General features: G+C 39.9%; 7 protein-coding genes and 1 pseudogene. 6 read left to right on the top strand and 2 right to left on the bottom strand.

All coding sequences use genetic code 11. The features are described from left to right. Window positions 1–314: 314 nt before the first annotated feature. The 6 genes from F6K54_RS28275 (at window position 315) to coaBC (ending at window position 8020) form a co-directional block, all read left to right on the top strand. Entirely contained in the window at window positions 315–1598 is a 1284-nt protein-coding gene (locus F6K54_RS28275) for an RNA-guided endonuclease TnpB family protein (RefSeq protein WP_293085119.1), read from the top strand. A gap of 114 nt (window positions 1599–1712) precedes the next feature. Next, a complete protein-coding gene (locus F6K54_RS28270) occupies window positions 1713–3449 on the top strand; it encodes an iron uptake porin (RefSeq protein ID WP_293085117.1) in 1737 nt (578 codons plus the stop codon). 696 nt (window positions 3450–4145) lie between these two features. After that, complete coding sequence (locus F6K54_RS28265; RefSeq protein WP_293085115.1) at window positions 4146–4562, top strand: hypothetical protein; 417 nt, start codon at window positions 4146–4148, stop codon at window positions 4560–4562. 624 nt (window positions 4563–5186) lie between these two features. After that, window positions 5187–5804 carry an alpha/beta hydrolase gene (locus F6K54_RS28260; protein ID WP_293085113.1) on the top strand — a complete coding sequence of 206 codons (618 nt, stop codon included), beginning with the start codon at window positions 5187–5189 and terminating at the stop codon, window positions 5802–5804. An 88-nt stretch (window positions 5805–5892) separates the two neighbouring features. After that, window positions 5893–6105 (top strand): DUF2555 domain-containing protein, encoded by a 213-nt coding sequence (locus tag F6K54_RS28255; RefSeq protein WP_293085111.1) that lies wholly within the window; start codon window positions 5893–5895, stop codon window positions 6103–6105. Window positions 6106–6793: 688 nt separating this feature from the next. Next, the gene (coaBC, locus tag F6K54_RS28250; protein WP_293085109.1) at window positions 6794–8020 is read left to right on the top strand and encodes a bifunctional phosphopantothenoylcysteine decarboxylase/phosphopantothenate--cysteine ligase CoaBC; all 1227 of its coding nucleotides are present in this window, start codon (window positions 6794–6796) and stop codon (window positions 8018–8020) included. Window positions 8021–8587: 567 nt separating this feature from the next. Here the strand turns inward: coaBC and F6K54_RS28245 are convergent. Together F6K54_RS28245 and F6K54_RS28240 are read right to left on the bottom strand one after the other, a co-directional pair. Beyond that, window positions 8588–9685: a phosphotransferase gene (locus F6K54_RS28245; protein WP_293085107.1), complete on the bottom strand. Its 1098-nt coding sequence runs from the start codon at window positions 9683–9685 to the stop codon at window positions 8588–8590. 669 nt (window positions 9686–10354) lie between these two features. Further along, window positions 10355–13087, bottom strand: a pseudogene (locus F6K54_RS28240) (hypothetical protein); the annotation flags it as partial.

Genomic DNA, 13087 nt, shown 5'->3' with positions numbered 1-13087 from the left:
TACAAAGGCAAGAAAAATAATATTAAATTTTATTTCTCTCCCACTCCCTGTACGGACGTTGCACGCAACTTCCCTACCTACTCCCCTGCTCAAGATACGGGTTGAAAAGTTTAGCTAGGGCGAATGCCATTCGCCCCTACGGTTGCTCGAATTCACCCCTATGGTTGCTGGAAGAAAATATTCATGATAATAAACCTCTTAAATTATCTAATATTGGCATTTATACCCGCGCTCTCCTGCAAGGGAGCGTCGTATGGGAATGACAACCTATGCTATAATAAAATCGCTTTTTTGTTAGTAACAGGCCAAAAACATTGAAGTCCAGATACAAGTACCGCATCTATCCTAATCATATCCAAATAACCAAATTAAATCAACTATTTGGTTGTTGCAGATATGTTTGGAATAGTACATTAGCACATTGTAATCAACTATATTCTAACGGCCAAAAGAAGCCTAATTATGTGGACTTAACTAAACAATTCATTACTCAAGCCAAGCAAGAATTAGTTTGGTTAAAAGAAGTCGCATCTACTCCATTACAGCAGTCTCTCAAGGATTTAGAACAAGCTTACAAAAACTTTTTTGATAGTTGCAAAGGTAAACGAAAAGGCATTAAAGTTAAACCACCTAAATTCAAGAGCAGAAAGTCAAAGCAAACTGCAAGATTTGTAGGTGCTAATTACAAAATTGGTCAAGATAAAATCTATCTACCAAAGGTAGGTAAGATTAAAATAGTTGGTAAGCGAAAATTGCCTGCTGAACCTAGTTCTCTAACAATAATCAAAGATTCAGCAAATCGTTATTTCGCTAGTTTTGTAGTAGAGACTAAGTCCGAGCCTTTGCCTAAAACTAATAATTCAATAGGCATCGATTTAGGCATTTCGACATTTGCAACTTTGAGTAATGGTGAAAAGTTTGAAGCACCAAAACCTCTCAAGCAAAACCTTAAGAAACTAGCTAAATTCCAACGTAAATTTGCTCGTACTGAAAAAGGCAGTAAGCGTCGTGAAAGGCATAGGTTAAGGGCAGCTAAACTCCATGCTAAAATCAAAGACATTCGTACAGATTTCTTGCACAAATTATCAACTAATTTGGTTAAAGAATACGACACTATTGTTTTAGAAGACTTGAATGTTTCTGGCATGGTTAAAAACCGTAAGTTAGCTAAAGCAATCAGCGACTTAGGATGGAGGGAATTCAGGACTTTGACTGAGGCTAAATGCGAGAAATATGGTAGGGAATTTAGAGTTATTTCTAGGTGGGAACCCACTTCTCAAAAATGTTCTAATTGTGGTTTTAAAGGTGGTAAAAAGCAACTCAATGTTAGGGAATGGACTTGTTTGAATTGCGGCGCATCCCATGATAGAGATGTCAACGCTGCGGTAAACATTTTAGAAATCGTTCAACCAAAAACCAAGGTTGAAACTAAAACAACAGAAAATCCCGTACAGTTATCACTTTTTGCAGAAGTCGCCGAGGGGCACTCGGAGACAATTAAACGGACACGGAAGAAGCGTCAGACTGGCAAGCCAGCATTTTCCAGTGATGTGTCAACCCACTCTGAGTCATTTGTTCAGCTTAGTCTGTTCGAGTGATAGATGGGAATCCCGCGCTGTCTCGCAGAGCAGCGTCGGGAGGATGTCAATATGTACTGAAAGCAAAGTACAGCCATTTCCATAAATATACCGATAATATGAGGACAAAATAACATGAAAAGTAAATTTTTATTATCTTTAATCTCAATATTTATTCTAGGACTTCCTTTAACATCGGCAAAATCTGCAACTGGATTAACACAAATAAATTCTACAAAAGTTAAACCTCAAGATGAGTCTTTTCCCTATTTACTACCACCACCAAAATTAGATAGTTTGAATAACTCCCAATTTGTTTCTTCAACAGTTAGAAAAAAAACCCTACAACTAGCACAAACATCAGATGAATATGACGACCTTTCAGAACTAGACCAAGTAACCTCTGTATCCCAACTCTCAGATATCCAACCTACTGATTGGGCATTTCAAGCATTACAATCATTAGTAGAACGTTATGGCTGTATTGCAGGATATCCAGACGGTACTTACAAAGGCAACCGAGCTATGACCCGATACGAATTTGCTGCCGGGCTAAATGCGTGCTTAGATAGAATGACAGAATTAATTGATCAGTCTACAGTAGACTTAGCGAGTCGCGAGGATATGGCTGCTGTTCAACGTTTAGTCGAAGAATTTGCTCCAGAGTTAGCTGCTCTCCGTGGTCGAATAGATGTACTTGAAGCTCGCACTGCAGAATTAGAAGCAAATAGGTTTAATGGTACTACAACAATATTTGGTGGAGAAGTAATATTTGGCTTAACCAATGGTTTCGGCGGCGAGGATATAACGAATGCTTTTGGTGGACGTGGAGACGGAGACAAAAACACAATTTTTAATTATCTAGTCCGACTGCAAACAGCTACAACCTTTACAGGTAAAGACCGCTTACGAATAGAATTAGGTGCGGCAAATTTCAGTAGTAGTAGTTTTGCAGGTAGGCAGTCATTTAATACAGATATGGCAATTTTATCTTACCAGACAAATACCACTGATGAGCTTCAGATATTTAAGTTGGAATATCGTTTTCCCGCTTTTGGCGATCGCGTAGTCTTCACTTTCCGTCCTGTCAACTTCAGCTTAAATAGCGTCCTCACAGCTAACTCCCCTTATTTTGATGCAGGTCGTGGATCTATTTCCCGGTTTACTGACTCTAGTCCGATATTTAAGATAGGTAGATTAGATTCTGGTTTAGGTTTTGACTGGTTAGTTACTGACAAAGTACGTTTGCAAGTTGCCTACGGTACGCGGGATAGCGAAAAACCTGGTAACGGTCCCACAGGCCAAGGTGGTATTACTGATGCTGGTCATAGTGCTGTGGGAGTCCAATTTTTAACTGTTCCGTTTGATAATGTATTGACTGGTGTGACTTATATTAATGCTTATTCAGAAGATGGTTATTTGGATACTTTTACTGGTAGTTTAAATGCTGATACTTCTGGAGGATTAGGTCTACCTGCTAATATTAATGCTGTGGGTGGTACAGTGCAATGGCGAGTTTGGCAGAAAATAACTCTGGGTGCTTGGGGAGGATGGGTATTTACAGATTATATTAATTCTGATGCTCATGCTACTTCTAATACTTATTTATTTTCTGTCGGTATGTCTGATCCTTTTGGTCGTCAAGGAGATTTATTTGCAGTTTTATTTGGTAAACCGTTAAAATTAGTTGATGGAGATAATGGTATTGAGGAAGATGAGAATACTTCTTATCATATTGAAACCTTTTATCGGTATAAAGTTAACGATTATATCACAATTACTCCCGGAGTTTTTGTAGTAACTAATCCAGAACATAATGAAGATAATGAAACAATTGTAATAGGAGTTTTACGGACAACTTTCCGCTTTTGACTTTGAAGAAGGAAGAAGGAAGAGGGAAGAAGGAAGAAGTGGATGGGGACTCATGTCATGTCCGCTTGAATAATTAGACTTTGGCGGAAGGAAGACAGAGGGCAGAAGGGTTTTTCCAGTTGTAACTTTATGTTATACACTAATGATGCTACCGAATTTGATATCAAGCCCCAAGCAATTATCAATATCCTGTAGATGGTGGGGTATTAAACCCAAATGAAAAAGATAATTCATTAATTGATAATGGATAATTGATAATGGATAATGGATAATTGATAATTGATAATTACCTCTGGTTAAAACCGTTACGGAATTGAATATCAGGAGATATTATTTATTCTCTTGGTCCATTGGATATGGTTAGGAAACCCATCCATCCCTCGACCGCTTTTTTCCCTTTAAAAGGGGAGGCTTTAAACCAGAATTAATTAATAATTAATAATTAATAATTAATAATTAATAATTAATAATTCGGTAAAATTAACAAAAAAAAAATTAGAACAACTATTATATTTACCTATGAATAATAGCTTTTTGATAGCAGTAAGAAACAGAGAACAAACAAGAGTAAAGGTGCAACAAAAAAGAGTAAAATATTTGGGAAGAAACAAAGACAGAATTCATAATTCTCTTCTGCCTTCTGCCTCCTGCCTTCTGCCTTTCCTGATCGATTCAATTAATAAATTGATATGTTTCTTGATTTTTTCTTCTTTTTCCTTTGGCTTAATATCTGTAGCTTACGCTCAAGAGGAAAATTCTAGAGAACCAGCAAAACAACGTAGAATAAACGTACCATTTTTTGAAGAAGAGAGAAAACAAGATTTCACTGGCTTTTCTGACAGTTTTTTAAGTAATGCTACAGGTGGTACAGGGGACCCCATGGGTGGCGGTACTGCACCAGGATCGGGTTTTACCATGTCTCCAAATGTATCAAATGTATCATCTGATGCCGAATTTTCTAACCCTTCTCGTGGAGTTCCCTCTAGTGATGGAATGATGAGAGGTTCTCAACCTGCTGGTGGTAGTTCTGGCGATCGTGTATCACCTCAACCTATAACTCCTATCACTGGAGGTGGAGGTAGAGGTATTTTTCAACAGTTACCACCGAGGTAATATTAAATCTGGTAGCATTTGGGGATGGGGGACCCACCCCCAACCCCTCCCAAGAGGGCAGGGTCTATTTATTGTCACGAGAGAAAAAAGAAGTAGGGGAGTGGGGGAGTGGGGGAGTGGGGGAGTAAGGTCAATTTATCGTCAAGAGAGAAAAATTGTATCCTTTGAAATTTTGAAATTTTGTACATCTTGCTAGAGTGAGTTAACCAAAAATATACAGTTGTAAATATTCTAGGCGCGACAATGAATTAGCCCTGCTCCCAAGAGGGGGAGTAAGCCAAGAATTTCAATCCTTGGCTAATAGACATCTCCAAAAATCAAAAAGACAATCAATTCTTATCCAGAAATTATCAATTATTCCCCTCCTGGGAGGGGCTAGGGGTGGGTTCCCTGTTCCCTGTTCCCTGTTCCCTCTTTTCTGGAGATGGCTAATAATCTAAGTCATCTTAAGATGACTGTTGAGGAATATGCCATTTTTTGATATTTTGGTTAATCAGTGCAACTTGATATAATATCATGTTCGGATAATAGCGTGATAAAAAACCTTCTTCCTTTGAACCTTTCTTTTCCTTCTTCCTTCTTCCTTCTTTCCTCTTCCTTCTTCAATATAACTGATAACTAGAAATGACCCAATTAAGTTCAATTACCATCTCACCTAATTCAGAACCTACTGGTTTACTTGTTCTCTTACATGGCTGGGGAGCTAACTGTAACGATTTAACACCTTTAACAACACAGTTAAATTTGCCTGATTATTGGTTTGAATTTCCAGATGCTCCACTGCCTCATCCTCAAGTTCCAGGGGGAAAAATGTGGTATGACTTAGAGAATTTAGAATTCAAAGGTCTCCCTGAAAGTCGCCAAATATTAATTGATTGGCTAATTTCTCTAGAAAGTAAAACAGGGATACCTTTATCTAAAACTATTCTATGTGGCTTTTCTCAAGGTGGGGCAATGACTATGGATGTAGGAGTAACTCTGCCAATAGCAGGTTTAATTATTTTAAGTGGATATCTACATTCTCAACTTCAACCATCAGGAGAAAAATTACCATCTGTTCTAGTTACACATGGTATACAAGACCCAGTTTTACCTATTCAAGAAGGAAGACGAACCCGTGATACTTTCACAAATCTGGGGGCAAATATACAATACCAAGAATTTAATATGGGACATGAGATTATTCCAGAAATTGTAAAGTTAATGCGAAGTTTTGTGATAGATACTATGGCAAAAGCTTAGAAATACTATTATATTAAATGGGAGTGTAAATAGCACTCCGTTTTAATTAATGCTATCAGCAGATGCCATTTCAGGGAGGTCAGTTTTGATGCAAACTATAGCCCGTTCTTTACACGAGGTTGCTAATTTAACTGCGCAGGATGTAGCTAAGTTAGCTTTACGTTTGGAGGAAGATGATTATCAAAATCCTTTTGACGGGTTGAATGATTGGCACCTGCTACGAGCGATCGCCTTTCAACGTCCAGAGTTAATTGAGCCTTATATTCATTTATTGGATTTAGAGCCTTGTGATGAAGCTTGAGGGAAATATGGGGAAAGCGTAAGTCAGTAATTTAATTATTTTATCAAATTTGAGAGTGTTGGTTTAGTAAACAAGGTATTTTTAAACTTGGATACTTTTTACCCAACACTCCTATTTATTTAGGGAATAGGGATAAATAATTAGGGCTTGCTGAAAAAGTCTTATGAGTGAAGGTAGGAGACAGGAGACAACCCACCCCTCGCCCCTCCCCCTGCCAACCCACCCCTCGCCCCTCCCAGGAGGGGAGGGGGAGACAGAATAAATGGGAATTTGGAGGAGGTAGGAGTAAGAATTTTCCCAAGATGGTTCTGCCCAACTCTTGACCAAAATCCTGAATTTTTGAACCATTACCACCTAAAACCTCGCACTTTTTACAGATCTAAAATTGCTCAAACCAATATCAGTCAATAAGCGCGATATTTAATCAGCAAACCCTAATTAATAGTTAATAACTAGACAGTGCAAAGTTCTGGAAATAACTATTGCTAGCTAGGGCTTTCAGCGATATAAAGGTTAAAAACTCTTTATTCAGAACTGTAAGTCATGTAAGGTTTTTACAGTAATACTTTCAGCCTTCAACGCAAATTGTTCTTGGGAATAACTTTGTACTCTCCAGTTATTAATTATTAATTATTAATTATTAATTATTGAAAGTTCCCTGTTCCCTGTTGCCTACAAAAAAAATATTATGGCTAGAAGAGTTTTAATCAGTATTTGTGGTGGTATAGCAGCTTATAAAATTTGTGAAGTAGTTTCTACTCTCGTAAAATCTGGAATTGAGGTACGAGCAATTTTGACAGATGCTGCTCAACAGTTCATTACACCTCTAACTTTATCCACCCTCTGTCGTTATCCAGCTTATACAGATCGAGATTTTTGGCAATCTACTCACGGACGTCCATTACATATTCAGTTGGGAGAATGGGCAGAAATAATAGTCATTGCTCCTCTCACAGCAAATACTTTGGCAAAATTAGTATACGGTTTAGCAGATAATTTGTTAACTAATACAGCGCTGGCTTCTCGTTGCCCAATTTTATTATCTCCGGCAATGAATACTGATATGTGGGAACAACAGACAGTACAGCGAAATTGGCAACAAATATTGATGGAAAAAAGATATTATGGTATCAGCCCAAATATGGGAATATTAGCTTGCGATCGCATTGGACAAGGCCGAATGGCGGAACCAACAGAAATAGTCACAAATATAAAATCTTTGTTATATACAGCAGGTAAAAGAGATTTAGCAGGTAAGAAAATATTAATTAGCGCAGGTGGAACACGAGAACATTTAGACCCTGTGAGGTATATTGGCAACCCTTCTACGGGTAAGATGGGTATAGCTTTAGCTAAGGCGGCATTGCATCGGGGTGCAAGTGTTACTTTGGTGCATAGTATTTCGGGAGAGTTGCTGTTATCAGGGATAAAAACTGTGGAGGTAGTGAGTGCTGCTCAGATGCGACAAGCAATGTTATCTCATTTTACTGAAGCAGATATAGTTGTGATGAGTGCAGCAGTAGCAGATGTTAAGCCTGCTGAATATAGTGGTGAGAAGTTGCCGAAGCGATCGCTACCAGATTTATTACCTTTGACACCTGTACCGGATATTGTAGCGGAGTTAGGACGGTTAAAGCAGCGCCAACAATATTTGATTGGGTTTGCGGCACAGACTGGAGATATTGTTGCACCTGCGTTGGAGAAATTGAAGATGAAAAATTTAGATGCTATTGTTGCTAACCCTATTGATCGAAAGGAAGCTGGTTTTGGTAGCGATACAAATCAAGGAATTTTTCTGGATGCTGAAGGCCGTCGGCGAGATATTCCGTCTTGTAGTAAGTTAGAAATGGCTCATAGTTTATGGAGTTTTGTTTTGGAGAGTGGGAGGTTAAGGGGAGTAGGGGAGTGTGGATAGAATTCTGAATTTAGAATTTATATCATGTTCGGATAATCAGTTATAAAAAAACTTTATCCCTTTTAACCCTTTCTTCCCTAAGGTTTTCTCAAGAGTATCACCTTTATTTTATACACGCTCCGATGCTACCGAATATGATATTATATCAAATCCGGTTAAACAGCCATAGAATGGTTAAGTCTTTAGAATTCAGCAATTCTGCAATTCAGAATTCAGGAGAAGAAAGATAAGACAAGATGAGCGCAGTTATGACAATTGGATAATTTTTTTATGTCCAATTAAGCGGATTTGATATTATTTCCGAATAGATACCAAATGGGTTCTATAGAACCCCTGAGTGGCATCTCTAAAAATTTAGGTGTACGCTCCTATTACTTAACTTAAGCATATATCTTTTCGGAGAAAGATATTTCCAATCATCAAAAATCAAATCAATTATTGTAGAGCGTGTCATCAATTCTTCCCCTCCTGGGAGGGGGAGGGGCAAGGGGTGGGTTCCCTACTCCCTACTCCCTACTCCCTACTCCCTCATTTGGTGGAGAGAGCTAAAAGATACGCTTAGGGGTTCTATACAATGCGAGTAGTTAAATCTTCTAAAACAGGACTGAGGTCTCGATGATTGTCATTATCCACTAGGAGAATGAGTAAACGTTGCAACAGTTGTTTGAATAAACTCATAAACCCACCCAAAGGCTTATAAGCAGGGGAAACACAGCAAAGAGCACCACAGTTCACCAATGTGCTATAGACTAGAGCATTATTAAGGGAGGAATTCCATGTGGCATCATCGAAAGATAGGCCAGAGATGCTCTCCAATTTCTCACGATAACAGCCAGCGAAAGTAATCGGAAAATCCAGATGACTGAGAATAAAATAGTCTGTGTTACCCTTGCGGTCGAACTTCCCTACCAAAGGCTTACAAATATCCATCAAAATATGACCGTACTTAGCCATCTCAAAGTCAACTAAATAGCACTGATTTTTAACCATGACAATTTGGCGTGCAGCAGCAAGATCGTCGTGAATCAGTGCAAGAAACAGACCAGGGTTAGTTATTGCATAGCGAGCTTGCTCAAATATTTCCTGACAGCGAGTAACATCAATCCCTAAGATATCGCAGTATTTATAAAATAATCCTGTGCCGATCTTAAATAAATGTTCCTGTTCTTGATGACTATACATTCTTTGGTCTGCCTCAATTCCTGCTTCCTGGCGCATGGTTTGATAACGAGGGTAGAGATTGGCAGTGGCTCCATGGAGTTGAGCCAAAGTGGTAGCCAAACTCTCCATCAAAACCTCAATAGGTTGCTCTTTAACACTATCTGTCCCCAAGTCTTCTAGCATAAACAGCCCTGGTTGGTAAGCCAGGAGATGAGGGAAGCGATCGAATGCTGGTCGAATACCAGACAAAAACTGGTAAATAAATTGCTCTTCAGCATGGGTTGGTGGAATTGTTTTCTGAGTGCTGATGGGATAATTAGGCGCAGGAATGTGTTTCACAATGACGGTATCGGTATCTCCAGATGAAGTAACAAATGTCAATCTAGAGACCCAAACTGAATCAGGACGGTTTAAAGGCTGAAAACCAATAATGCGGACATCGAGTTTTACTACCTGCTGGAGCATAGTCTCAATGTCTTGCTGTAATACTGAATTGTTCGGCATTACAAGACCAACCTGCTCATTTATGTCAGGCAATGGTTCAAAAGGACTCTCTTGAGATGGGGAAATGCTCATAAGGTTTGATCTTAGAAGGAAGGCAGAGGGCAGAAGGCAGAAGGCAGAAGGGTTTTTTACAATTGTGACTTATATCATGTCCGCTTGAACAGTGATAAATAATATTAAATCCGGTAGCATCGGTGTAATAAGATTCTGAATCAGAATCCAGAATTCAGCAATCCTGCAATTCAGAAGGGAAGAGAACTCAGAATTCTTTCCGCTCTAGGTGAAGATGGAATCTTTTTTTATACCAAATTAAACGGATTTGATATAAATAACTACGGAGGAGTCAGGAGTCAACCCACCCCTAACCCCTCCGGTGGAGGGGAAGTCAGGAGTCAACCCACCCCTAACCCCTCCGGTGGAGGGGAAGAAAGAAGAAGAACTGGAGTTGAAGGAGAAAGTTTTTTTATCACTAATTATCCGGACATGATATTAATCCTATACACAAACGATGCTACCGGACATGATATTATTTAATCAATGAACGCCCGATTGTAATTTTGGCAGTTCAAGCATCCTGCTTGTTAATGAATGGAAGCCTGAACTGCAGAGATAGAGATTAATCTTCAACTGTACCTCACCATCCTCATGCATTGCTGTAAATGGATCTGACTATAGCTTCATAATGAAGCAGAGAGCGTAGAATGGAGGCCGATTATCAAAAGGTTGACTTTCCCCGGTGTCTTCAAGTTGAACCGTAAGGCCAGTCGTAGCCTTCTCAGTGTCCCATATCCAGGCATCGCTATCACGGGCGTAGACCTTTAAAGAGCTATCATCATCATCAGTAGAGGATGTGCGCAGCTTGAACAAGCTATGGCCATGCCCAGGATCATCAATCTTAACTGTGTGTTTATGCTGAGGCATTTGTGATTGCGTGAGGGTGATAGAATTTGACCCACCTTGTTGCTTGGGTGTATATTCGCTCTCCTGATTTCCAGCTCCCACTAAAAAGCGACCTCGAAGATCTGGAGTTCCGTTCGTGCCATCGCACAATGCCCACCCTTGAGGAATATCAGACTCAGTACCAGACCACATCATAATCGCCCCTGTAGGCACTAAATGACCTGGATGTCCCTGGTAATAAATTCCTCGCTTTTGGGAGGGTTGACGAGTGCCTTTTGCTTCACCATCTGAAACGATCAGAGAACCAATAAACCCTTCGGTACTTTTGACTTTTGATAGAAGTTCTATCTCATCTGAGCCTGAGCTTTTCAGGGTTATACCAGTAACACTCTCTATTGCTAAACTTTTTGTCTTTCCTGTATGCTCTTGTTTTAAAGAAATGCTGGCTGCGGACTTTGATTCTTCAGAATTTGTTTCTTGGTAAGATCCATTCCGGAATGTGAGGATGGGAGTATCCACCATTTCAAGCTTGCCAGCGACAACAGTATGAGCATCGTTTGCAGCTTGGTCTGTACTTGGATCTGGAATCAAAATATGTGTCCGCTGAATTGGCACGATCATATGAGCATGCAGTGGATCTGCTTTCCCGCTTTGTTTAACACCCTCATAACGAACCCGTACATATCCAGAACCATTTGCTGCAGATGAAGTCAAGATGAATTTAACAGTCAGGAAGATACCTAACTTATGATTTAGTGATAATTTTGGTGTCACCGTGTAATTAAGCAAGTGATTTGATTCAGATTTTGAGGATATTTTCCAGTTGGTTGGGTTCTCTACGATGCTCGAAGTGATCGTTCCATTGGAATCAGTAAGTAATCCCCAGGGTCTGACGTTGGAGTCATATCGAAATATCTCAAAGTGAACTTTACTCCCAGTGTCAAAGGTTAATTGGTCATTCGTAACATTAGAGACGTAAATCTGCACTTCGTTATTCGACTTACCATCGTTGAGGATAGTGGCTGAACCAACAACCCCAGCAACAATAGGTTCATTTTCGAGCTGTTGCACCATCCCGGCAATCTTATTTTCTGCACTCGCAACCTGATAAACAACCTGAGCCAGTTGGTTCAAATCTGCTCGGAGTTGATTAAGGGTTAGATCGTGGGTGGAGGTAGCCTTGACAATATCTTGAGTTTTATTTGTCAGAGTAGTCAATTGGGTGTGCAGACCTGTTGCATCCAGGGGAACTAGAGATAAATAGTGTTGGCGACTGCCGCTTAAGGGGGCACGATCGCTCAGAGTTTCTAAAGCATAACGCAATTGCACCCTGGTTGCCCGCGAGCCGTTTTTATGATCTACAGTGAAGCCATTGAGAGTAAAGGCGATCGTTCCACCAACTGCTATACTTGTTCCTTGGGCAGTGCGGGAGATATGAAAGCTATCTGTTCCGTCTGTTTCAGAAATATGCCTCAAATTCCAGTTGTTTTGATCGTCATTGAGGGGAGTTCCTGAGAGGGTGACACCTGCAAGGCTTACCCGATCTGGTTTACTTAAGGTCCCAGGTCGAAACTGGAGTTCTAGCATGGTGAGTTCTGTATCATGACTGCTAGGCAGCCGGACAGTCTGACTACTGGTGTTTTTCAGGGTCAGGATTAACTGTTGAGGGCTAGATCTTGCACTGTTGTTGAGGTAAAGAACTGTATCACCATCGGCATTTTGGAGGTCAAACTCTAGGGGGATGGTGCTGCTGCCAACGTTGCTGATGCGGAAATCTTTATCTATGTTAGCTAGAATTTCTTGTTGGGGTAGGCAGCGATCGTACAGGCGAAGATGGGCTAACTGGTCACTAAAGGGATTTGACTGTAATCTCAAGAATTGCAAAACTTTCTCTACTTTCTCTTTACTATCATCCCAACTACCAGCAATAGTTGAGCGATCTGGAAGGGTGACACTCCAAATCCTAGCTTTTTGAGCTTCAGTAGAGTTTTCAATTGGAATATGAGTATTAGGATCGCTAGAATTGTGTAAGTTAACAGTGGAACCACTATTGTTGAGTTCCCAAGTATTAGTTCCCAAGTCATACTGCCATATCTTCACTGTATTGTCCTGATCCACAGTAACAATATCTTTGCTTTTCGCATTTATCACCACGCTCACTACAGGTAAACCATGGGCTGTATTATTCTCTTTAGAGTCTTTCAGCTCCAAGATTTTCCATTTATTGCTTTGCATTGAATCAGGATTTTGCTGCCATACCTTTACCTTTTTGTCATAGCCACCAGTGACAATAGTGCAGTTATCTCCTTGGGTAAGTATTGCCACACTCATAACAGATGCACTATGAGATTTGTTATTCGGCTCTTTGGAGTCTTGGAGTTCAATTACTGTATCATTAGAGGCATCGAACACCTTCGTACTATGATCATAACTGCCAACGACTACTAATCTTTTACCACTAGCTCCAACTTTACTATCGGCCGCAATACAGCTTGCCGGAGA

It is taken from the genome of Okeania sp. SIO3B5 (assembly GCF_010692555.1).
GTDB lineage: Bacteria > Cyanobacteriota > Cyanobacteriia > Cyanobacteriales > Microcoleaceae > Okeania.
This window is presented reverse-complemented; position numbering and strand designations above follow the sequence as displayed.

Coding starts and splice junctions, on each gene's coding strand:
- F6K54_RS28260 (WP_293085113.1), top strand. CDS start 5,187: ATGACCCAATTAAGTTCAATTACCATCTCACCTAATTCAGAACCTACT.
- F6K54_RS28245 (WP_293085107.1), bottom strand. CDS start 9,685: ATGCCGAACAATTCAGTATTACAGCAAGACATTGAGACTATGCTCCAG.
- coaBC (WP_293085109.1), top strand. CDS start 6,794: ATGGCTAGAAGAGTTTTAATCAGTATTTGTGGTGGTATAGCAGCTTAT.
- F6K54_RS28270 (WP_293085117.1), top strand. CDS start 1,713: ATGAAAAGTAAATTTTTATTATCTTTAATCTCAATATTTATTCTAGGA.
- F6K54_RS28255 (WP_293085111.1), top strand. CDS start 5,893: ATGCAAACTATAGCCCGTTCTTTACACGAGGTTGCTAATTTAACTGCG.